Origin of the sequence: Bradyrhizobium sp. ORS 278, from assembly GCF_000026145.1 — a bacterium.
GTDB lineage: Bacteria > Pseudomonadota > Alphaproteobacteria > Rhizobiales > Xanthobacteraceae > Bradyrhizobium.
Genome location: NC_009445.1, coordinates 3,503,989 through 3,525,572, shown reverse-complemented (window position 1 = coordinate 3,525,572; position 21,584 = coordinate 3,503,989). Strand labels below are relative to the sequence as shown.

The 21,584-nt window shown below is 65.8% G+C and carries 18 protein-coding genes; 11 read left to right on the top strand and 7 right to left on the bottom strand.

The annotated features are described in order from the left end of the window. The first annotated feature begins 97 nt into the window (after positions 1-97). The 10 genes from lptF to BRADO_RS15535 all read left to right on the top strand — a co-directional run bounded on the left by lptF (position 98) and on the right by BRADO_RS15535 (position 13,640). Positions 98-1,267, top strand: coding sequence for an LPS export ABC transporter permease LptF (gene lptF, locus BRADO_RS15580; protein ID WP_011926277.1), 1,170 nt, complete (start codon positions 98-100; stop codon positions 1,265-1,267). Then, entirely contained in the window at positions 1,264-2,361 is a 1,098-nt protein-coding gene (gene lptG, locus BRADO_RS15575; protein ID WP_011926276.1) for an LPS export ABC transporter permease LptG, read from the top strand. Before lptF ends, lptG begins: the two co-directional genes overlap by 4 nt. Beyond that, positions 2,361-4,865: an LPS-assembly protein LptD gene (locus tag BRADO_RS15570; protein ID WP_011926275.1), complete on the top strand. Its 2,505-nt coding sequence runs from the start codon at positions 2,361-2,363 to the stop codon at positions 4,863-4,865. The genes lptG and BRADO_RS15570 overlap by 1 nt, the downstream gene beginning before the upstream one ends. Positions 4,866-5,080: 215 nt before the next feature. Then, entirely contained in the window at positions 5,081-6,019 is a 939-nt protein-coding gene (locus tag BRADO_RS15565; protein ID WP_041756564.1) for a SurA N-terminal domain-containing protein, read from the top strand. Continuing rightward, positions 6,019-7,020, top strand: a complete 1,002-nt coding sequence (gene pdxA, locus BRADO_RS15560) for a 4-hydroxythreonine-4-phosphate dehydrogenase PdxA (RefSeq protein ID WP_011926273.1) — start codon at positions 6,019-6,021, stop codon at positions 7,018-7,020. The genes BRADO_RS15565 and pdxA overlap by 1 nt, the downstream gene beginning before the upstream one ends. Beyond that, positions 7,017-7,877 (top strand): 16S rRNA (adenine(1518)-N(6)/adenine(1519)-N(6))-dimethyltransferase RsmA, encoded by an 861-nt coding sequence (gene rsmA, locus BRADO_RS15555; RefSeq protein ID WP_011926272.1) that lies wholly within the window; start codon positions 7,017-7,019, stop codon positions 7,875-7,877. The genes pdxA and rsmA overlap by 4 nt, the downstream gene beginning before the upstream one ends. A gap of 26 nt (positions 7,878-7,903) precedes the next feature. Continuing rightward, positions 7,904-8,962, top strand: a complete 1,059-nt coding sequence (locus BRADO_RS15550; protein WP_011926271.1) for an alcohol dehydrogenase — start codon at positions 7,904-7,906, stop codon at positions 8,960-8,962. A gap of 106 nt (positions 8,963-9,068) precedes the next feature. Continuing rightward, positions 9,069-10,418 (top strand): caspase family protein, encoded by a 1,350-nt coding sequence (locus BRADO_RS15545; RefSeq protein ID WP_041756562.1) that lies wholly within the window; start codon positions 9,069-9,071, stop codon positions 10,416-10,418. Positions 10,419-10,470: 52 nt separating this feature from the next. After that, a complete protein-coding gene (locus tag BRADO_RS15540) occupies positions 10,471-10,950 on the top strand; it encodes a hypothetical protein (RefSeq protein WP_041757526.1) in 480 nt (159 codons plus the stop codon). A 644-nt stretch (positions 10,951-11,594) separates the two neighbouring features. Continuing rightward, positions 11,595-13,640: a hypothetical protein gene (locus tag BRADO_RS15535; protein ID WP_244423044.1), complete on the top strand. Its 2,046-nt coding sequence runs from the start codon at positions 11,595-11,597 to the stop codon at positions 13,638-13,640. Positions 13,641-13,660: 20 nt separating this feature from the next. Here BRADO_RS15535 and gmk read toward each other — a convergent pair whose 3' ends face one another. From gmk to fabD, 7 genes are all read right to left on the bottom strand, one after another. After that, on the bottom strand, positions 13,661-14,320 hold the full coding sequence (gmk, locus tag BRADO_RS15530; RefSeq protein ID WP_011926267.1) for a guanylate kinase: 660 nt from the start codon (positions 14,318-14,320) through the stop codon (positions 13,661-13,663). 3 nt (positions 14,321-14,323) lie between these two features. Further along, the gene (locus BRADO_RS15525; protein ID WP_011926266.1) at positions 14,324-15,211 is read right to left on the bottom strand and encodes a YicC/YloC family endoribonuclease; all 888 of its coding nucleotides are present in this window, start codon (positions 15,209-15,211) and stop codon (positions 14,324-14,326) included. Positions 15,212-15,334: 123 nt separating this feature from the next. After that, positions 15,335-16,612: an endolytic transglycosylase MltG gene (gene mltG, locus BRADO_RS15520; protein ID WP_041756561.1), complete on the bottom strand. Its 1,278-nt coding sequence runs from the start codon at positions 16,610-16,612 to the stop codon at positions 15,335-15,337. 268 nt (positions 16,613-16,880) lie between these two features. Then, a complete protein-coding gene (gene fabF / locus BRADO_RS15515; protein WP_011926264.1) occupies positions 16,881-18,146 on the bottom strand; it encodes a beta-ketoacyl-ACP synthase II in 1,266 nt (421 codons plus the stop codon). Between the two features lie 223 nt (positions 18,147-18,369). After that, positions 18,370-18,609 carry an acyl carrier protein gene (locus tag BRADO_RS15510; protein ID WP_006610957.1) on the bottom strand — a complete coding sequence of 80 codons (240 nt, stop codon included), beginning with the start codon at positions 18,607-18,609 and terminating at the stop codon, positions 18,370-18,372. Between the two features lie 434 nt (positions 18,610-19,043). Further along, positions 19,044-19,781 carry a 3-oxoacyl-[acyl-carrier-protein] reductase gene (gene fabG, locus BRADO_RS15505; protein WP_011926262.1) on the bottom strand — a complete coding sequence of 246 codons (738 nt, stop codon included), beginning with the start codon at positions 19,779-19,781 and terminating at the stop codon, positions 19,044-19,046. A 33-nt stretch (positions 19,782-19,814) separates the two neighbouring features. Next, entirely contained in the window at positions 19,815-20,774 is a 960-nt protein-coding gene (gene fabD / locus BRADO_RS15500; protein ID WP_011926261.1) for an ACP S-malonyltransferase, read from the bottom strand. A gap of 345 nt (positions 20,775-21,119) precedes the next feature. Here fabD and rpsF point away from each other — a divergent pair, with 345 nt between their 5' ends. Then, entirely contained in the window at positions 21,120-21,581 is a 462-nt protein-coding gene (gene rpsF, locus BRADO_RS15495; RefSeq protein WP_011926260.1) for a 30S ribosomal protein S6, read from the top strand. Positions 21,582-21,584: the final 3 nt, after the last annotated feature.

Sequence of the window (21,584 nt, the reverse complement as noted above, 5' to 3'; positions counted from 1 at the left end):
CCCTTGGAACGCGACGGCGACAGCAAGCTTCGGACCCGTTTCAAGGTCGGCTGCAGCGCTCGTTCCGGGACTGCTGATTGGGGATCGAGCGCACACGATGGGGTCCATCGACAGGTACATCTTTCGCACGACGCTGGCGTCGTTTGCGTTGGTGCTGGTCAGCCTCACCGGCGTCATCTGGATTACACAGGCGCTTCGCGGCATCGACCTGATGACCAGCCAGGGCCAGACCATCCTGACCTTTCTCGGCATCACCGGCCTGGTCATTCCCTCGCTGCTTGGCGTCATCGCGCCGATTGCGCTGATGATCGCCGTCTCGCATACGCTGAACAAGCTCGCGACCGACTCCGAGATCATCGTGATGAACGCCGCCGGCATGTCGCCGATCCGGCTGTTCGTGCCGTTCGCCTATGCCACCTGCGTGGTCGCCCTGCTCGTCACCCTGCTGGCGTCCTACATCGCGCCCGACGGCCTGCGCCGGATCAAGCAGTGGGACGCCGAGATCACCGCCGACGTGCTCACCAACATCCTGCAGCCCGGTCGTTTTGCGCAGCTCGACCAGAATCTGACGATCCGGATCGGCGAGCGCCAGCCGGGCGGCGAACTGAAGAACATCCTGATCGATGACCGCCGCGATCCGAAGGAGCGGATCACGATCATCGCCGAAAAGGGCACCGTGGTGAAGAACGCCGACGGCTCGTTCCTGGTGCTGGAGGACGGCAATCTGGAGCGGTTCGAGATCGGCAAGCGCGAGCCGGCCATGGTGGCGTTCGCGCGCTACGCCTTCGACATGTCGAAATTCTCGAATCAGGGCCGCGACGTCACGCTTGGCATCCGCGAGCGCTACGTCTGGGAGCTGATGGCGCCGGCCGAGGATGACCCGATCTACAAGCAGATCCCCGGACAATTCCGGCAGGAATTGCACGACCGCTTCCTGGCCCCGATCTATCCGTTCGCCTTCGCCGCCCTCACCTTCGCGTTTCTCGGGGCGCCGCGCACCACTCGCCAGAGCCGCAACTTCTCGTTCGGCAGCGCCATCCTCGCCGTGTTCGGCGTGCGAATGGCCGGCTTCGCCTGCTCGGTGATGACTGTGAAAACCCCGATCGCGGCGCTGATCCAGTACGTGATGCTGTTCGGTGTCCTCGCGCTGTCGATCTGGATCATCGTCGGCGGCGTGGTCGTCGAGCCGCCGGCGCGGCTGATGGAGGCGATCAACCGCTCAAATGCGCGAATCGCGCGGCTGTTCAGAAGGCCCGCCACCGCATGAGCATGGTCACCAACACACTTGGCCGCTACTTCGCCGGCCGTTTCCTGGTCTCCGCTGTCGGCGTGTTCGCGAGCATCTTCCTGCTCCTCGTGCTCGTCGATTACATCGAGATGGTGCGCAGGACCTCGGGGCTGGCCTCCGCCTCGGCGCTCATGGTGGCTGAAACGTCGCTCTTTCGCGTGCCGCAGTTGCTCGAGAAGATGATGCCGTTCTGCGTACTGATCGGCGCCATGACCTGCTATCTCGCGCTGTCGCGCCGGCTCGAGCTGGTGGTCGCGCGCGCCGCCGGCGTGTCCGCCTGGCAGTTCATCGCGCCGGCGCTCGCCAGCGCGATCGTGCTCGGCCTGATGGCGACGACGCTCTACAACCCGATGTCGGCCAATCTGCGCGAACTGTCCAAGCGCATGGAGGCTGAATTGTTCGGCTCCGCGCCGGGCGGCGGCGTGCAGGATGCGTCGGGCTTCTGGCTCAATCAGCTCAACCCGGACGGCTCTGTCATCATCAACGCCGCGCGCAGCGAGCAGCAGGGTGTCCGGCTGACCGGGCTGACGCTGTTTCGTTTTGATACGAAGAATCGGTTCAAGGACCGAATCGAAGCGCGCGAGGCGTCACTCGAAGACGGCCAATGGGTGTTCAAGTCAGTGCGCCGATTCTCGCTCGACGCGCCGCCGGTGGACGAACCGACGTTCATCCTGCCCACCACTTTGACGCCGGCACAGGTCCGAAACAGTTTCTCCACCCCCGAAACTGTGTCGTTTTGGCAACTGCCGAGCTACATCCGTTCGTCGGAAAGTTCGGGCTTCGCGACCGCGGGCTACCGGCTGCAGTATCATAAGCTGATCGCACAGCCATTTTTGCTGGCTGCGATGGTCATGCTGGCTGCGTCCGTGTCCCTCAGGTTCTTCCGTATGGGTGGCGTTCAAAAAATGGTTTTGAGTGGCGTGGGCGCCGGCTTTCTGCTCTACGTGCTGTCGAAAGTAACGGAAGATTTGAGCAAGGCTGCGTTGATGGATCCGATCGCTGCGGCGTGGCTGCCGGTGTTCGTCGGCGGCCTCACCGGTTTTATGGCTTTGCTCTACCAGGAGGACGGCTAGTGTCGTTCGTTGCCGTCCGTCAGACCGCGCTCGCCGCGCTCCGGCTGCATGCCGTTGCGCGTGTTGCGTGCGCGCGCGCCCGTTGCGCCGGGTCTGCCGTACTTGCAGGCGCGTTCGCGCTGACGCTCGGCCTCGTGCTCGCCACCACCGTGGACGCGTTGATCTCGCCTGCCGCCGCCCAGAGCTTCACCTACAATCCGCGGCCGCCGAAGGCACCGCCGCCCCGCGTCGCCAACGACAACCAGATGCTGGTTCAGGCGACAGAGGTCGATTACGACTACAACAACTCGCGCGTGTCGGCGGTCGGCAACGTGCAACTGTTCTACAACGGCACCTCGGTCGAAGCCGATCGGGTGATCTACGACCAGAAGACCAAGCGCCTGCATGCGGAAGGCAACATCCGCATGACCGACGCCGACGGCAAGATCACCTACGCCAACAGCCTCGACCTCTCCGACGATTATCGCGACGGCTTCGTCGATTCGCTGCGCGTCGAGACCGAGGACCAGACGCGGATGGCCGCGACCCGCGCCGACCGCTCCAAGGGCAATTACACCGTCTTCGAGAACGGTGTTTATACGGCCTGCGCGCCGTGCAAGGACGATCCGAAGAAGCCGCCGCTGTGGCAGGTCAAGGGTGCGCGCATCATCCACGACCAGACCGAGAAGATGCTGTATTTCGAGAACGCGCAGCTCGAATTCTTCGGCGTTCCGCTCGCCTATATCCCCTACTTCTCGACGCCCGATCCGACGGTCAAGCGCAAGAGCGGCTTCCTGATGCCGGGCGTCACCCAGACCGCCGGCTACGGCTTCGGCGTCGACATCCCCTATTACTGGGCGATCGCGCCGGATTACGACGCGACCTTCACGCCGCGCATCACCTCCAAGCAGGGCGTGCTGGTGCAGACCGAATTCCGCCAGCGCCTCGAGAATGGCGGCTATCAGGTCCGCCTCTACGGCATCGACCAGTTGAACCGCAACGCGTTCGCCGGCCAGCCCGGCGACCGCCAGTTCCGCGGCGGCATCGACACCAAGGGCCAGTTCGCGCTCAACGACAAATGGGTGTTCGGCTGGGACGGCATCCTGCTGTCCGACTATACGTTCCTGTCGGACTACCGGCTGGCGCAATATCGTGACCCGTTCAACTCGTTCATGAGCCTGCCGACGGAGGCGATCTCGCAGCTGTTTCTGACCGGTGTCGGCAGCCGCAGTTTCTTCGATGTCCGGGCGATGCACTATCTGAGCTTTTCGGGCAATCAGCAGACGGTGCCGGTGGTCTATCCGGTGCTGGATTACTCGAACGTGCTGAACTACCCGGTGTTCGGCGGCGAGTTCAGCTACAAGACGAACTTTGTCAATCTCACCCGCGAACAGGCGGTGTTCGATCCGATCACGACGACGGCCAACACCAACGGCCTCTGCACGACCACATCGGCTGATCCGCTCGCGCGGTTGCCGACGCAGTGCCTCTTGCGCGCGATGCCCGGCACCTACACCCGCCTGACCGCACAGGCGGAGTGGCGGAAGTCGTTCACAGATCCCTTTGGCCAGATCTGGACGCCATTCGCGATCCTGCGCGCCGACGCGATCAACGCCAACGTGACGGCGCAACCAGGCGTCGGCAACTTCCTGCCGACCGGCGATACCCAGGCGCTGCGGTTGATGCCGACCGTCGGCTTGGAATACCGCTATCCGTTCATCAACGTTCAGCCGTGGGGAACGACGACGATCGAGCCGATCGCCCAGGTCATCATCCGCCCGAACGAGACCTATGCCGGCCGGCTGCCGAACGAGGACGCGCAGAGCATGGTGTTCGACGCCAGCAATCTGTTCAGCGTCGACAAGTTCTCCGGCTACGACCGCATCGAGGGCGGCGGCCGCGCCAATGTCGGCGTTCAGGCCACCACGCAGTTCGATCGGGGCGGCACCATCAATGTGCTGTTCGGTCAGTCCTATCACCTGTTCGGCCTGAACTCCTTCGCCGTCCAGGACATGAACAACACCGGCATCGGCTCCGGCCTGGACAAGACCGCGTCCGATTACGTCACCCGGGTCGACTACTCGCCGAACCGCACCTACACGTTCAGCATGCGCAGCCGGTTCGATCAGCAGACGCTGAACGTCCAGCGCTTCGAGGCCGAGGCCAAGGCGAATTTCGACCGCTGGTCGGTCGCCCTTACCTACGGCAACTATGCCGCCGACCCGGCCATCGGCTACCTGAACCGCCGTGAGGGCATCCTCGGCAGCGGCTCGGTGAAGGTTGCGCCGAACTGGGTGGTGACGGGTGCGGCGCGCTGGGATCTCGCGGCCAACAAGATCAACCAGTATGTGATCGGCGCGGGCTACGTGGACGATTGTTTCGTGCTGGCCGCCAACTACGTAACGTCCTATAATTACACGACAGGCGTCACCACCCCCGTTCTGAGCCATGCCTACATGCTGCAGATCGGACTTCGGACGCTGGCCAATTCGTCGTCGACGGGAGCCGGAGGAGGCATCCAGTAGCGCGTGCCGGTCTTGCCGGCGTTGCCCTGGCTCCGGCGGCCGGACTCGAGAGGCCTCGCGTTAACCTGTTGCGGTTCCGCCCAAAGCGGTTTAGCCCGATGCGGCTCAGCGTATGGGTCGAAAGCCATGGTTTTTGGGCGGTGAGTTCCAAGCCCTGCAGCCAAATCCGTGGTTCTGCTCCCGATCGGATTTATTGCGAACAGCGAAGCTCAGTCATGACGTCTCCGTTCCTTCCCCGCCTCTTGATCCTGCCCCTCTGCGCGGTCGCTGCGCTGGCCTGGGGCGCTCCAATGACATCGGCTCACGCCCAGAGCATCGTCGTCATGGTGAACGGCGATCCCATCACCGATTACGACATCGAGCAGCGCAGCAAGCTGAATTTCCTGAGCACACACAAGCAGCAGAGCCGCCAGGAGGTTCTCAACGAACTGATCGACGACAAGGTGAAGATCAAGGAAGGCAAGAAGTTCGGCGTCGAGCCATCCTCATCCGACATCGACCAGTCCTTCGCCGGCATGGGCTCGCGCATGCGCCTCAACGCCGAGCAGCTGACACGGTCGCTCGAGAGCCAGGGCGTGCGGCCGGAGACGCTCAAGCAGCGCATCAAGGCCGAGATCGTCTGGACCAGCCTTGTGCGCGGCCGCTACAAGGAACGCCTGTTCGTCTCGGACAAGGACGTCGCTGCAGCGGTCGCTGCCGCCGGCGGCGACACCGGTCAGCAGGGCCAATCCTTCGAATACAAGATGCAGCCTGTGGTTCTCATCGTGCCGAATTCGTCGAACCAGGGCGCGATGGAAATCCGGCAGAAGGAGGCCGAGGCGCTGCGTGGACGGGTGCAGAGCTGCGCGGACGCCAACAACATCTCCAGGACGACGGCGAATGCCGTCGTCAAGGAGATCGTCGTCAAGACCTCCGCCGATATCCCGCCTAACCTGCGCAAGCTGCTCGACGACACCCCGATCGGTCACCTGACCCCGCCAGAAGCCACCAAGCAGGGGATTCAGATGGTCGCGCTCTGCGCGCGTACACCCACCACGGTCGATACGCCGAAGGCGCGCGAGATCAAGGAACAGATGTACGCCAAGAAATATGAGGCGACGTCGAAGGCCTATCTGCAGGAAGTCCGCAAGGCGGCGATGATCGAATATCGCTGATGACGATTCCCCTCGCGCTCACGCTGGGCGAGCCAGCAGGCATTGGACCGGACATCACCCTGCTGGCCTGGCTGCGTCGCGCCGAGCTCGGTTTGCCCGCCTTCTATGTGCTCGGCGATCCCGCGTTCCTGGCGCAGCGCGCCAAGCTCCTGGACCTGCAGATTCCGATCGCCGAGGCGCGGCCCGAAGAGGCCTCGCAAGCGTTCGCGAGCGCCCTCCCCGTCGTCTCCACGGGACATCGCATCACCGCCCCGCCCGGCCGGCCCGACGCGACCAGCGCCGAGGCGGCCATCGGTTCGATCCGCCAGGCCGTGGCCGACGTCAAGGCCGGGCGCGCAGGCGCCGTCGTGACCAACCCGATCGCGAAGGCCGTTCTCTACCGCGCCGGCTTTGCGCATCCCGGCCACACCGAGTTTCTCGCCGAGCTGGCCGCCGATGGCGGCACCGTGCCGCAGCCCGTGATGATGCTGTGGTCGCCGATGCTGGCCGTCGTGCCCGTGACCATCCACGTCGCGTTGCGCGACGCGATCGAGCAGCTCACAAGCCCATTGATCACCTCGACGACCCGCATCGTTGCCGCCAGCCTGCGCCGCTATTTCGGCGTGTCGCGGCCGCGCATCGCGATGTCCGGGCTCAATCCGCATGCCGGCGAGGACGGCACGCTGGGCACCGAGGAAGACACCATCATTGCGCCTGCGATCGCAAATCTGCGCAACGCCGGCATCGATGTGCAGGGGCCGCTGCCGGCCGACACGATGTTTCACCAGGCGGCGCGCAAGACCTATGATTGCGCCGTCTGCATGTATCACGACCAGGCGCTGATCCCGATCAAGACGCTGGCCTTCGACGACGGCGTCAACGTCACGCTCGGCCTGCCCTTCATCCGGACATCCCCCGACCACGGCACGGCGTTCGGGATCGCCGGCAAGGGCAGCGCCAATCCGGCGAGTCTGATCGCGGCCCTGCAGCTCGCCGCGCGCATGGCCCGCCAATCGTCATGAGCGCGATCGACGACCTCCCGCCGCTGCGCGAGGTCATCCGCGAGCACCAGCTGTCGGCGCGCAAGGCGCTCGGCCAGAACTTCCTGCTCGATCTCAACCTCACCGCCCGGATCGCGCGCGCCGCGGGTCCGCTCGAAGACGCCACCGTGGTCGAGATCGGCCCGGGACCCGGCGGCCTGACACGGGCCCTGCTGGCGCTCGGCGCCCGGCACGTCATCGCCGTCGAGCACGACGAGCGCGCCATTCCCGCGCTGCGGACAATCGCCGATCGCTATCCCGGGCGGCTCGAGATCGTCTACACGGATGCCCGCACTTTCGACGTCAGGCCCTATCTCGGCAGCACCAAAGCCAAGATCGTCGCCAACCTGCCCTACAACATCGCGACGCATCTGCTGATCGGCTGGCTGTCCGCCGAGCCGTGGCCGCCTTGGTACGAGATGATGGTGCTGATGTTCCAGCGCGAGGTCGCCGAGCGCATCGTGGCGACCGAGAACGAAGAGGCCTATGGGAGGCTCGGTGTGCTCGCCAATTGGCGTTGCGAGACCAAAATCCTGTTCGACATCTCCCCATCGGCCTTCGTGCCGCCGCCGAAGGTCACATCGTCGGTGGTACGGCTGGTGCCGCGCCCTGCTCCGGAGCCGTGCGACCGCCGTGCTCTCGAGCAGGTCGCCGCGGCGGCCTTCGGCCAGCGCCGCAAGATGCTGCGGCAAAGTCTCAAATCGCTGCCAGCAGATCCCGCGCGGCTGGCGGCTGCGGCGGGCATCGATCCGACCCGCCGCGCCGAGACCATTCCGGTGTCCGGCTTTGTTGCCATGGCGCGCGAATTGACCAATAGTCGCAACGACAACACGACCTAACAAGAGCATTTCAGGGAGATTTCATCATGGCGTTGATGCGTCGCCAGTCGCTCGTGAAGTTCGATGCACCGCTGTGCGAGACCATCGTCGAGACACCGAAGCCGCAAGGACGCGAGGTTCTCGTGCGGATCGAGCGCTGCGGCCTGTGCCACTCCGACCTGCACATTCAGGACGGCTATGCCGATCTCGGCGGCGGCAAGAAGCTCGACACCACGCGCGGCATGACGCTGCCCTTTACACTGGGCCACGAGATCGCCGGCATCGTCGACGAGGTCGGGCCCGATGTCCCGAAGGAGCTCATCGGCGCCCGCCGCGCGGTGTTTCCGTGGATCGGCTGCGGCCAGTGCCGCGACTGCGCCAATGGCGACGAGAATTTGTGCGCGAAGCAGCGCTTCCTCGGCGTCTCGATCGACGGCGGCTTCGCCACGCACGTGCTGGTGCCCGATGCGAAATACCTGCTCGAATATGATCCGCTGCCGGTGAATCAGGCGGCCACGCTGATGTGCTCCGGCGTAACCGCCTATGGCGCATTGAAGCGCCTCGTCGACCGGCCGCGCCAGCGCAATCTGCTGCTGATCGGGCTCGGCGGCGTCGGCATGATGGGCCTGTCGTTTGCCCAGGCGATGTTCAAGCAGCCGATCTCGGTCGCGGATCTCTCGGCGGCCGCGCGCGACACGGCGCTGCAGAACGGCGCCGCCACCGCCTACGATCCGTCCGAGGCCGACGTGATCAAGCGTATTCTCAAGGAGACGGGCGGCGGCTTTGACGAGGTCGTCGACTTCGCCGGGAACGAGAAGTCGATGGCCTTTGCGGTCGCCGTCGTCGCACGCGGCGGCAAGATCGTCGTCTCCGGACTGATGGGCGGCCAGTTCACGCTGCCGATGGTGCAATGGGTGTACAAGCGCATGACCATCGAAGGCTTCATGGTCGGCACGCTCGCCGAAGGTCATGAGCTGATGGCGCTGGCGCGCGCCGGAAAGATCAAGCCGCCGCCGATGCGCGAGGAGCCGATGGCCGACGTGCAGAAGTGGATCGATGCGCTGCGTGCCGGCCAGGTGGTCGGACGGGTGGTGCTGACGAACTGATTAGTCCAGTCCTCGAGCATCGCAGGCGGCCGCGGTGCTTGCGCCGCGGCTGACTGCTGCTACTCTGCCCCATCGCTTGATACAGGTGGCGACGGGGCCCGAACTGATGCAACGATGCGCGTATGACGGTAGCCGCCTGCTCCTCGCGGCCTGTCTGGTATTATGCTGCATTCTGCCTGCGCGAGCCGAGAAGCGCGTCGCGCTCGTCATCGGCAACTCCGCCTATCGCAACATCGCCAGCCTCGACAATCCCGTGAAGGACGCCGTGCTGATGGCGGAGACGTTGCGGCGGCTCGGCTTCACATTGACCGGAGGACGCGCCCAGCTCGATCTCGACAAACCCGCGATCGACGGCGCCGTCCAGAGCTTCGGCCGCGAGGTCCAGGGTGCCGATGTCGCGCTGTTCTACTATGCTGGCCATGGTGTGCAGGTCGCCGGCGCCAATTATCTGGTGCCGGTAGGCGCCAATCCGACGCGCGAGGCTGATGTCGACTTCCAGATGATGGACGTCAACCTCGTTCTCCGGCAGATGCAGGGTTCGGGAACGCGGCTGAACGTCGTCATTCTGGACGCCTGCCGCAACAATCCGTTCGGGACGCGCAGCTTGCGCGCGGCCGACGGCGGGCTCGCACAGATGCGCGCGCCGGACGGCACGCTGATCTCCTACGCGACACAGCCTGGCAACGTCGCGCAGGATGGTGACGACGGCCACAGCCCTTATACGAAAGCACTGGCTGCGACCCTGACCCAGCCCGGGCTCGATATCTTCCAGACCTTCAACCAGGTCGGGCTCGCGGTGAAGCGCGCCACGAGCGGCGCGCAGCAGCCCTGGGTCTCGTCGTCACCGATCGACGGCGCATTCTACTTCGTGCCGCCCGCGCCGCAGAGCGCACCGCAGGTCGCGGCGATGCCGTCGCAGGAAGCGCTGGTTGCGACCTTGCGGCCTGATCCGGATCGGATCCCGCTCAAGGACGTCGCTCTGATCGGTGAAGTCCGGGATCGATTATACGAGCGCAATTTCGATCCGCAGTCCGGCGACGGGCGCGATACGCTCGCGCTGGCGATCAGCAGGTTTCAGGAGAAGAGCAACATCACTCCGACGGGCGAAGCCACCGAGGGCCTGCTGACGCGGCTGCGCAAGCTCGACGATCTCAAGCCATGGGGCTCGATCGTGTACGGCGTCGACAACAACAAATGGGGCATGTCGTGGAATCACGCCTCACGGCGCGCGGCCGTGACCGATGCGCGGTCGAATTGCGGTTCGGCCAAATGTCCGGTCGAGCTCAGCTTCTACGGATCGCATTGCGGGGCCTTCGCCATCTCGGACAAATCATGGTCGCTCGTACAACGGGATACTGTCAAGGCCGCGCGCGACGCAGCGCTTGACGAGTGCGGCAAGGCTGGAAAATCCTGCCGTATCGTCGGTGCGGTCTGTGCCGACGGTTCGGGGCGTTGAACCGGCGACCGCCGGTCCACGAACTAACAGTTTGAAGATGATCGAGGTGGGGATGTCGAAGTTTTGCGCCGTCATGGCACTGCTGCTGATTTTGCTGTCGCCAACGGCGATCCTGGCTCAATCCGGCAGTGCCGGCGGGAGCATCGGCAATGACGACAAAGCGCTGTCGGGCTCGCGCTCCGAGCCGCGCGCGGTCGAGCGCGAGCGGCCTTCGCCACGCCGGAGCGAGCCTTCGCGCGCGCGCTCATCCGCCGCCGGTGGTGGGAGCTTCGATGGCGCGTGGATCGTCACGAGCGTCGGTGGCCCCGCCTGCCCCCCCGGTAGCGTGACATCGGCCGCGGTGATCAGCAGCGGCAAGGTCATCGGCCAGGGCTTCTCCGGAAGCATCAGTTCCAACGGGGTCGTGAATACGATCGGCAACGACAACGGCGTCCGCATCGTCAGCACCGGCCGCGTCAGCGGCCGGAGCGGCTCCGGCAGCTTCCAGCGCAGCGACGGCTGCTCGGGACGCTGGACCAGCGTCAAGCAATAGCGACGAGGCCCCGGCCGACGACGGTGAGCTGGACGTCTTTCCGGCAGAGATCATTTGTCCACAAACGCAACGGTCGTCGGTCGCGCGGCTCTCCTCGGATGGAACAAGCCAGCCGAACGATCTTCACCGATGTGACCGCTTTGGTGCGGGATCGCGGCGAAAATGGCGAGAATGCTGCAGGTTCTCTTGTGGGAAAAAAGCCGCACTCGCCGACGAAAAGGCTGGGTCAGAATTAATCCGGAATTGCGGCTCATTGCCACCTAACTTGTCTCCGAGAACGCGCCGTTGCGTAAGCGTATCCGGAGTCGTCAATGGCAAGCCGAACGGCAGGAGTTGCATTTGCCATTGCCGCCGCTACCGTAGCGAGCGTTCTGGCCTCGCTGCCGCGCGCCGCCATGACGGCTGAGGAGTGCCTCACCGAGCCGACGGGCGACAAATCCGACGCTCAGCATTGGTATTATCGCTTCGATCGCGGCACCAATCGACGCTGCTGGTATCTCAAGGATGCGAATGGGCGGGACGTCCCGACGTCCTCCGTCCGCGCCACGCAACAGCCGGCGGCCTGGGACTTTGCCCAACCGGCGCCGCCCAAGCTGTCGCCGCGGCGGACGGATGGTCCAGCGCAGCGTTCCGGCTCGGACGCCATGGCGGAGTTTCCGCAATCCCGCCTGCGGACCAGCGTCGACCCGAGAGGGACGCCGAAGCCGCAGAATCTGGCGATCACACCGACCACGCTGACGGCGTCCGATGCCAGCCTGTCGCGCGGGCTCGATGCGGCGCCCTGGGCGTCGGCGCCGCCGCAGCAGGTCGACGCGACGATGGGCAACGCAGCGCCGGCTGCGACCGCTGATGACGGCAACGCCGATGCGGATGCCATGACGGCGGGCACGAACGACAATCCGGCCACCGCAGCCTCGAAGGCGGCGAAGCCCGAAGCGCCGATTCCCATGCTGATGCTGGTTGTGATCGGTGCGTTGGCGATCTCGGGCCTGCTCGCCAGCGCCCTCTACCGGCTCAGCCGCATGGGACGGCAACGCAAGCGCAATGGCGGCTGGCAAGAGGATGCGCGATCGCGCCGCGGACGCACGAAGCCCCGCGGCAAGGCGCCGCAATCGGGCATGCGAACTGGCCGCGGCGGCATGCCGGGTGCGTCCTATGCCGATGGCGGCCGGGGAGCCCAGCCGGTGTCGGCGCTGGACCTCGCCAGTGCCCGGTTGCCAACGGCACAGCCGGAATCGCCCGACGCGCGCGGTTACCGCCAGTCACCGGCGCACTATCACGAGGAGCATCAGTCGGTCTCGGCGCGCCGACGCGAGCTTGACGCCGCCTCCGACATGCAGCGTCCGCAAAACACCGACGCCGTATGGCAGGCAGCCGATGAGCTCGACCGCATCTCTGCCCAACGGGCGAGCGTAGCGCAGGCGCAAGCGGCGGCGCCGCCGGCAGCGCCTAAGGCCGCCATGGTGCCGCCGGCACCGCCTCCGCCGCAACAGCCGCAGCCAGCCGCCGCGCAGATGGCCGCCGCTCAGATTGTTGCGGCCCAGGCCACCGCCGCGGATGTCGCAGCAGCCAAAGCCAGCGCCGCGGCAGCCGCTCTGGCCTCCCAGGCTCCGGCCTACGGCGCAGGATCAGAAGCGCCGCCGCTGTCCCGATCGAGCACCAGGGACGCCGCACCGGCGGATGCCTCTACGCCGGCGCCTCCTGCCGCCCAGCCGTCCCCGAACGCTGCGGCAGCAACGCCGCCGGCCCCCGTCGACGTCGGCGAAATCGTCTCCGCTTTGCGCAAGGCTCGCGCCAGCGAAGCGGCATCCGGCTCGCCTGCCGGCGCAGCGCCGGTCGACGCCGCGAAGGTGATTGCGGCGCTCCTGGTGTCGCGCGCGGCGAAGCGTCGGGTACCCCAGGCCGGGGTGAACGAAACCGGCCAAGCGTCGCAGGTGGCCGGCCCTGCCGAGCCGGCGCCGCCCGAGGACGTCGTGTCGCAGCCCACGCAAGCCGCGCAGCAGCTGATCAATCGTCTACGGAATGGCCAGCCAGCTGCAGCGCCCGGCGTCGTTGGGTCTGATCAAAATGGCCAGGCCCCATCGGTCGATCCGGCGGCCGCGCTGATCGAGACGCTTCGCGCACATGCGGCGCGGCAGCCGGCCTATCAGGCCGCGCAAGCGCAAGTCGCAGCGGCGCAGCCCGCGGTCGCCAATGCCGCTCCCGAGGATGAGCTCGATGATCCCGCGGCGGCGCTGATCAATCTCCTGCAGTCTCGCTTCTCGCTGCCCGAAGATGAACTCGAGCCGCAACCGCCTGAGGCAGAAGAAGAGCAGTTCGCCTACGCGGAGGCGCCAGCGAACGTCGCCCGCTTGCAGGATGATCCCGCGGCTCAGCTCATGAGTCTGCTGGAATCACGGTCGACGATTCCGGCGGCCGCGCCTGTCATCGACAGGCCTCAACTGGAGCCGCGGCCGCAGCCTCAAGCGAGGCCTTATCCGCAGCCGCAACCCGAGCGGTCCCGACAGCAGCAACGAGCACCCCAGCCGCAGCCTGCGTTCGTCCCGACGCCGTACGAGGATCCGGCGACGCCGCCGCTCGACTTCATTCCGCGGCCTCAGGCCCTACGGCCCCGGCCCCGCAGCATTCAGCAGGATGACGAGCTCGACGGCATCCAGGACATCCTGGCAAGGCTTGGCCGCCGGGCGTGAACGGTTGAACGGACGGCGCGTCAGCCCTCGAGCTGGCGCTGCAGCTCGCGCACGAAGGTCGTCAGCCCGGTCCGGCGCTCGCGCTTCAGCCGCTCAGCCTTGAGGATCGACTGCACCTCGGCAAACGCCTCGTCGACGTTGCGATTGATGACGATGTAGTCGTATTCCGCCCAATGACTCATCTCGTGGCTGGCGCGGCTCATGCGCCCGCGGATCACGTCATGCGAGTCCTGCGCGCGCGTGTGCAGCCGCTTCTCGAGATCTGCGGCCGACGGCGGCAGGATGAAGACGCTGACGACGTCCTGCCGCGCCTTCTCGCGCAGCTGCTGCGTGCCCTGCCAGTCGATGTCGAAAAGCACGTCCTTGCCGGCGGACAGCGCGGCCTCGACCGGGCCGCGCGGCGTGCCGTAACGGTTGTCGAACACGGTCGCCCATTCGAGCAGTTCGTTGCGCTTGACCATCTCCTCGAAGCGCGCGCGGTCGACGAAGTGATAGTCGCGGCCGTCGACCTCACCGGGGCGCATCGGCCGCGTCGTTGCCGACACCGACATCTGCAGGCCCGGCATGCGCTCGATCAGCATGCGCGACAGCGTCGTCTTGCCCGCGCCCGACGGCGACGAGAGCACGAACATCAGGCCGCGCCGCTCGACGCCATCGAAACTTCCGTCGTGAGCCGCCATGGATCACTCCAGATTCTGAACCTGTTCGCGAAACTGCTCGACCACGGTCTTCAGCTCGAGACCGATATTCGTCAGCTCGATGTCGTTCGACTTCGAGCACGTGGTGTTGACCTCGCGGTGAAATTCCTGGGCGAGAAAATCGAGCCGGCGGCCGACCGGCCCGCCCTTCCCCAGCATTTCGCGCGCCTGCGCGATGTGCGAGGCGATGCGATCGAGCTCCTCGCGGACATCGGCCTTGGCCGCGATGAGCAGCGCCTCCTGCGCCAGGCGATCGGGATCGAACCGATCGGACGTTTCCAGCAAAGCCGCGACCTGCTCGGCGAGCCGCGCCTTGATGGCTTCGGGCTTGCGGCCCGGCGACGCCTCGGCCCGCTTGGCCAGCGCCTCGATCTCATCGACGCGCTGGTTGAGAATCTGGCCGAGCGAATCGCCTTCACGGCGGCGCATCTCGACGAGGTTCTTCAACGCGGTCTCGAACCCCGCGATGGCCGCCTCCTTGGCAGCCTTGTCCTCGGCCTCGTCGGCCTCTGGCTCGGCCACGTCGATCACGCCCTTGATGGACAGGAGGCCGTCGATGCTCGGCGCGACGGCGTCGATCCGGCCCGACAGCGAGCTCGCCACCTTGACCACCGCCGCCAGCACATCCTCGTTGATGCGGACCGTGGATCCCGTCTCCGTGCGCTTGACGGTGAGATTGGCGTAGACGGTGCCGCGCGACAGCACCTCGGTGGCGCGCTTCTTGGCGAAGGCCTCGACCTCGTCCCAGCCCTGCGGCAGCCGCACCCGAACGTCCAATCCCTTGGCGTTGACCGACTTCAACTCCCACTCGAACGAGTAGGGACCGCTTGCCCCGTGGTGACGGGCAAAGCCGGTCATGCTCGACAGCGCCATTTCAGCAATATCTCCGGCAGATCGGGAACGGGCGGCAGACTCGCCCGAGCAAAAGTGCGCGAACCTTACGGCCTTTTGGCCAAATGTTAAGCCCGGTTCTGCGCGGCCGGTCTGCGTGGAAAATTATTGCTGAACGACCGGCGGTGTCGGTTGTGCCGCGCCCTGACGTGGGCCATTGGCCGGGGCCGCTCCGGTGGCACGGGGCGCAGGCGGCTTCTTGGCCCCGACAGGCGGCCGCGGCGGTGTCGCGGGAGCAGCCGAATCAACCGCACCGCCAGCCACCGCCGGCGGCGCCTCCTCGGGCTCCACGGTGTCGTTCTGAGTCTGCCGTTCCATCGCCCGCAGCTTGGCGACGTTCTTCTGGTGCAGGTCGTAGGTCTCGGTGAACGCATGGCCACCGGTACCATCGGCAACGAAATAGAGGTCGCGCGTGCGCGCCGGATTCGCCGTCGCCTCCAGCGAGGCGCGGCCGGGATTGGAGATCGGGCCCGGCGGCAGCCCCTCGATGACATAGGTGTTGTAGGGCGAGGGCTGCGTGATCTCGCTGCGCTTGATCGGCCGCCCCAGCGTCCCCTTGCCGCCGACCAGGCCGTAGATGATCGTGGGATCCGACTGCAGCTTGATCCGCTGCTTCAGCCGGTTGACGAACACGGCCGCGACACGGCTGCGCTCATCGGGCTTGCCGGTCTCCTTCTCGACGATCGAGGCCAGCGTCACCAACTGCTCCGGCGTCTTCACCGGCAGATCGGGGCTGCGGCGCTCCCAGATATCGGCGAGCACGCGCTTCTGCGCCTGCTGCATGCGCTGGATGACCTGATCGCGGCTGGTGCCGCGCGGGAACTTGTAGGTCTCCGGCAGCAGCGTGCCCTCGCGCGGAATCTCGCGCACGCTGCCGGTGAAGATGTCGTTGTCGGACAGACGCGCGACGATCTGCTCGGAGGTGAGGCCTTCGGGGATCGTGACGCCATGCTGCACGACCTTGCCTTCGACGATCACGCCGATCACGTCGCGCAGCGACGCATTCTTCTGGAACGCATACTCGCCCGGCTTCAGATCGGAACTGGCCTTCAACGCGTAGACGCCGCCGATGAAGATCCACGGATTGACGTCGATGACGCCCTCGCGCGCGAGCACATCGGCGATGTCGCGCTTGCCGGCGCGTTGCGGGATGTTGACGATCTTGTCGTCCTGCAGCGGTCCGGGCGCCTCCAGGATCTGGCGGCCATAGTAGTACGCCGCGCCGGCGCCGATCATCGCCAGGATGAGCAAGGTGATGATCGCATTGCCGACCACCACGAAGGGATTGCGCGCCCGATCAGAGCGGCGCGGCGGCGGAGGCACACGTTCGGGCTCCAGCGCTGCGCGCGGACTACGGGGCGAGATGGGCGGCCGTTCACTCATCGATGCAACCTTCAGTCCTGTCGCTCTCGTCGTGGCCGTGCGCACCCCACGCAAGCGACCTGAACATCACGCCCATCCTCACGAATCGTCATCGAATACGGCAAAAAGGTGTTATCGCCGTGTCTCGCCGCCGCGCGCATCCGCTTACCGCACCGGCGCTCCGCCGACCTGCGAAAGACACGCGAAGTGTTGGGTTCTAGTGTGGCTGCACTCGGAATTCGGCGTGACCAAGTCGCAACAGGGTCACGCGGTGTTCCGCTCTTCCGCACTAGCTCACCACGCGCCGCAAAATCACCGACGCATTGGTGCCGCCGAAACCAAACGAGTTCGACAGCGCCACATTGATCTCGCGTTGACGAGGCTGATGCGGGACGAGGTCGATCGCGGTCTCCACCGACGGGTTCTCCAGATTGATCGTCGGCGGAGCGACGTTATCGCGAATCGCGAGAATGCTGAAGATCGCTTCGACGGCACCGGCAGCACCCAGCAGGTGACCGATCGACGATTTGGTCGAGGACATCGAGACCTTCGATGCGGCATTGCCGAGCAGACGTTCGACGGCGCCGAGCTCGATCTCGTCGCCGACCTGCGTCGAGGTGCCGTGAGCGTTGATGTAGTCCAGATCGGCGGCCGTCATGCCGGCGCGCTTCAACGCCGCGCTCATGCTGCGGAAGCCACCATCGCCATCCGGCGACGGCGAGGTAATGTGATAGGCGTCGCCCGACAGGCCATACCCGACCACCTCGGCGTAGATCCGCGCGCCGCGCGCCTTGGCGTGCTCATACTCCTCGAGCACGACGACGCCGGCGCCCTCGCCCATGACGAAGCCGTCGCGATCCTTGTCGTAGGGACGCGAGGCCCTTTCGGGCGTCTCGTTGAAGCCGGTCGACAGCGCGCGCGCCGCGCAAAAACCGGCCATGCCGATTCGACAGATCGGCGATTCGGTGCCGCCGGCCACCATGACGTCGGCATCGCCCAGCGCGATCAGCCGGCTCGCATCGCCGATGGCGTGCGCGCCTGTCGAGCAGGCCGTCACCACCGAATGATTGGGACCCTTGAGGCCGTGCTCGATCGAGACGTAACCCGAGGCGAGATTGATGAGACGTCCCGGAATGAAGAACGGCGACACTTTCCGCGGACCGCGTTCCTTGAGCAGGATCGCAGTGTCGGCGATGCCCGACAGGCCACCGATGCCGGAGCCGATCAGCGTGCCGGTGGCGCAGCGGTCTTCTTCCGTGGCGGGGTGCCAGTTGGCGTCATCGAGCGCCTGACGCGCGGCGGCCATCGCGAAGATGATGAAGTCGTCGACCTTGCGCTGGTCCTTCGGCTCCATCCACTGATCGGCGTTGAACGTGCCGTCGCTGCCATCGCCGCGCGGCACCTGGCAGGCGACCTTGGCCGGCAGATCGGAGACGTCAAACGTTCCGATCACACGCGCGCCGCTCTTGCCCTGAAGGATCCGCTGCCAGGTCGTTTCAACACCACAGCCAAGCGGCGAAACCATGCCAAGGCCAGTGACGACAACCCGCCTCATGTTCGTTTCTCCAGACCCGCCCTTGAGCGCTTGTGGATCGGCAGATGGCCGTCGCGGCACCTCGGGTCACATTGTTCGAGCAACACATCGTGGCCGGTCGGCTCGTCGGTATCGTGGTTCGCCGGCCGCTGGGTGACGGCTCATCGGGCAGCCGCCAACAGCAAGAAACCGGTCGACCGCACAAGACGGATCGGCCGGTTTCGCGCAAACTCTTGCCGGAGCGTCAGCTCTTGGCGTTCTTCTCGAGGAACTTGGTGGCGTCGCCGACCGTCAGGATGGTCTCGGCGGCATCGTCCGGAATTTCGCAGCCGAATTCTTCCTCGAAAGCCATGACGAGCTCGACCGTGTCGAGGCTGTCGGCACCGAGGTCGTCAATGAAGCTCGCGTTGTCGACCACTTTCTCGGGCTCGACACCAAGGTGTTCGACCACGATCTTCTTAACCCGCTCGCCAATCTCACTCATCGTTCAACCTCGTGCTTGTTCCTTTAAGACCCGACCCCCGGATGATCCGAGCCATCCCGGCCGCTAAACTTCCTTCGCAATCGCGCAAAACCAGATTTGCCCCGCAGCGCCCCTTTACCAAAGCTTGGCCGACGACTTGCGGTCCGCAAACTCAGGAAACGGGGCCACTCACAACTCCAATCCACACTCCACCAGTCCGGTACGCCTCCGACCCAGAGCGATTCAACAGGAACCCGGATCAGCAGCACCAGCCGACGGAGGCCCGGCGAACGATGGCAGCTCGCCCCGCCAATATACAGGGTTTGGAAATCCTGCAATGGCGTTCTTCGTGCCCTCTTGAGCGGCCCGGTGACCATACACGTAAATCATTGGCCGCGCTGCCCGGATTGGTTGTCGCGACGTCTTTTCGCCGCATTCCGAGCCGCGGAAGGCACCTAGATCATGGCCATGCCGCCATTGACGTGGATGGTCTGTCCAGTGACGTAGGCGGCCTCGTTGGAGGCGAGGTACACCGCAGCTGCAGCAATGTCCTCGGGGGTGCCCAGACGCGCCGCCGGCACCTTCGCCAGGATGCTCTCGCGCTGCTTGTCGTTGAGCGCATCCGTCATCGGCGTCTTGATGAAGCCCGGTGCGATGCAATTGGCGGTGACGCCGCGCTTGGCATATTCGGCGCCGAGCGTCTTGATCATGCCGATGATGCCGGCCTTCGACGCGGTGTAATTGCCCTGCCCCGGATTGCCGGTCACGCCGACGATCGAGGTGATCGCGATGATGCGGCCGAAGCGCTTGCGCATCATCAGCTTGGTGGCGGCGCGCGACAGGCGGAAGGTCGCGGTGAGGTTGACCTTGATGACCTCGTCCCAATCCTCGTCGCGCAGCTGCACGAACAGGTTGTCCCGGGTGATTCCCGCGTTGGCGACGAGAATGTCGACCTGTCCCATCGCCTGCTCCGCAGCCGGCACCAGCGCCTCGACCTCGGCGGCATCCGACAGGTTGCAGGGCAGCACGTGGACGCGACTGCCCAGCTCGGCCGCCAAGGTCTCGAGCACCTCGCGCCGGGTGCCGGACACGGCAACGGTCGCCCCCTGGGCATGCAAGGCCTTGGCAATCGCATTGCCGATGCCGCCGGTCGCGCCGGTGACCAGCGCGGTCCTGCCACTCAGATCGAACATCTCAACTCTCCTCACTGCCGCAGACGCGGCGCCTTACGATGCCTTCGCCGCGGCCAGCGCATCCTTGGCGACCGCAATGTCGGCCGGTCCGCCGACCGCGACGCCGACCGCGCCATCCGCGATTCGCTTGACCAGGCCGCTCAACACCTTGCCGGCACCGATCTCGAAGAAACGGGTGACGCCCTGACCCGCCATATAGGCGATCGATTCGCGCCAGCGCACCGTGCCGGTGACCTGCTCGACCAGGCGGCGGCGAATCTCGTCGGGATCGGTGATCGGCGCGGCCAGAACATTCGACACGACAGGCGCGGCTGGCGCCTTGATGGTCACCTTCGACAGCGCGTCAGCCATGACGTCAGCCGCCGGCTGCATCAGCTGGCAATGGAAGGGCGCGGAGACGGGCAGCAGCATGGCGCGCTTGGCGCCCTTGGCGCGGGCGATCTCGACGGCGCGGTCCACGGCAGCCTTGTTGCCGGACACCACCACCTGGCCACCGCCATTGTCATTGGCGGCCTGGCAGACCTCGCCCTGGGCTGCCTCTTCGGCCACGGCCACCGCAGCCTCGTAATCCATGCCGAGCAGCGCTGCCATCGCGCCGACCCCGACCGGAACGGCCTTCTGCATGGCCAGCCCTCGGGTGCGCAGCAGACGGGCGGTATCGGCAATCGTCAGGCTTCCGGCGGCGGCCAGCGCCGAATATTCGCCGAGCGAATGACCGGCGACGAAGGCCGCGTCCTGGCCGACCGAAAAACCGGCTTCGGCCTCGAGCACCCGCAACGTCGCCATCGAGACCGCCATCAGCGCGGGCTGGGCGTTCTCGGTGAGCTGCAGGGTTTCGGCCGGGCCTTCCCAGATGATCGTGGTCAGCTTTTCGCCGAGCGCCGCGTCGACCTCATCGAACACCGCGCGGGCGGCCGGAAACGCGTCCGCGAGCGCCTTGCCCATGCCGACGGCCTGGGACCCCTGCCCCGGAAAAGTGAATGCTGCCGTCATGGCCGCTCCCTGAACGTTCCAAAATCCCTGGAAATGCGTAACTTTGGCCGGAAAGACACTGGCCGGGCCTGCCATGTCAAGCGCGTGACGGGCGCATTTCGACCACTTTCCCTTGCCTCGGGCGCGAAAATCGGTATAAGGCCCGCCATCCGCGAATCCCGAGCCGGGAGCTGAACGGACGGTCCCAGCAAATTCCACCTGTTACCCCAGGCGACTTTGATGTGGCAGGGCCAGTTGGCCCGTCGTCCCGTGTTCCCGCCTTCTGAGCTGACGTCTGCGAGTCCTTTCCAAAAAGGTCTCGAAGGGCTTGACGCCGGGATCTGCGCCAACTTGGAAAGGACAGCCATGCCGCTTTACGAGCATGTTTTCCTCGCGCGTCAGGACGCGAGCACCCAGCAGGTGGAAGAACTGACGACTCAGATGACCGGTATCGTCGAGGGTCTCGGCGGTAAGGTCACCAAGACCGAGAATTGGGGCGTTCGCTCCCTCACCTACCGCATGAACAAGAACCGCAAGGCGCACTTCGTGCTGCTCAACATCGACGCGCCGTCCGCGGCGATCGCCGAGATCGAGCGCCAGGAGCGGATCAGCGAGGACGTCATCCGTTACCTCAGCGTCCGCGTCGAGGAGCTTGAGGAAGGCCCGTCGGCGATGATGCGCAAGGCCGATCGCGACCGTGAGCGCGACGACCGCGGCGGTGGCTTCCGTGGTGAGCGCGACGGCGGCGGCTTCCGTGGCGATCGCGGTGACCGTGGCGATCGCGGCCCGCGCCGGCCCCGTGACGAAGAAACTGCGGACGAGGAGTAAGAT

What these genes read in the sequence shown, in the direction of transcription:
- lptF (WP_011926277.1), top strand. Translation starts at nt 98, where the DNA reads ATGGGGTCCATCGACAGGTACATCTTTCGCACGACGCTGGCGTCGTTT.
- lptG (WP_011926276.1), top strand. Translation starts at nt 1,264, where the DNA reads ATGAGCATGGTCACCAACACACTTGGCCGCTACTTCGCCGGCCGTTTC.
- BRADO_RS15565 (WP_041756564.1), top strand. Translation starts at nt 5,081, where the DNA reads ATGACGTCTCCGTTCCTTCCCCGCCTCTTGATCCTGCCCCTCTGCGCG.
- pdxA (WP_011926273.1), top strand. Translation starts at nt 6,019, where the DNA reads ATGACGATTCCCCTCGCGCTCACGCTGGGCGAGCCAGCAGGCATTGGA.
- rsmA (WP_011926272.1), top strand. Translation starts at nt 7,017, where the DNA reads ATGAGCGCGATCGACGACCTCCCGCCGCTGCGCGAGGTCATCCGCGAG.
- BRADO_RS15550 (WP_011926271.1), top strand. Translation starts at nt 7,904, where the DNA reads ATGGCGTTGATGCGTCGCCAGTCGCTCGTGAAGTTCGATGCACCGCTG.
- BRADO_RS15545 (WP_041756562.1), top strand. Translation starts at nt 9,069, where the DNA reads ATGCAACGATGCGCGTATGACGGTAGCCGCCTGCTCCTCGCGGCCTGT.
- BRADO_RS15540 (WP_041757526.1), top strand. Translation starts at nt 10,471, where the DNA reads ATGTCGAAGTTTTGCGCCGTCATGGCACTGCTGCTGATTTTGCTGTCG.
- BRADO_RS15535 (WP_244423044.1), top strand. Translation starts at nt 11,595, where the DNA reads ATGGCGGAGTTTCCGCAATCCCGCCTGCGGACCAGCGTCGACCCGAGA.
- gmk (WP_011926267.1), bottom strand. Translation starts at nt 14,320, where the DNA reads ATGGCGGCTCACGACGGAAGTTTCGATGGCGTCGAGCGGCGCGGCCTG.
- BRADO_RS15525 (WP_011926266.1), bottom strand. Translation starts at nt 15,211, where the DNA reads ATGGCGCTGTCGAGCATGACCGGCTTTGCCCGTCACCACGGGGCAAGC.
- mltG (WP_041756561.1), bottom strand. Translation starts at nt 16,612, where the DNA reads ATGAGTGAACGGCCGCCCATCTCGCCCCGTAGTCCGCGCGCAGCGCTG.
- fabF (WP_011926264.1), bottom strand. Translation starts at nt 18,146, where the DNA reads ATGAGGCGGGTTGTCGTCACTGGCCTTGGCATGGTTTCGCCGCTTGGC.
- BRADO_RS15510 (WP_006610957.1), bottom strand. Translation starts at nt 18,609, where the DNA reads ATGAGTGAGATTGGCGAGCGGGTTAAGAAGATCGTGGTCGAACACCTT.
- fabG (WP_011926262.1), bottom strand. Translation starts at nt 19,781, where the DNA reads ATGTTCGATCTGAGTGGCAGGACCGCGCTGGTCACCGGCGCGACCGGC.
- fabD (WP_011926261.1), bottom strand. Translation starts at nt 20,774, where the DNA reads ATGACGGCAGCATTCACTTTTCCGGGGCAGGGGTCCCAGGCCGTCGGC.
- rpsF (WP_011926260.1), top strand. Translation starts at nt 21,120, where the DNA reads ATGCCGCTTTACGAGCATGTTTTCCTCGCGCGTCAGGACGCGAGCACC.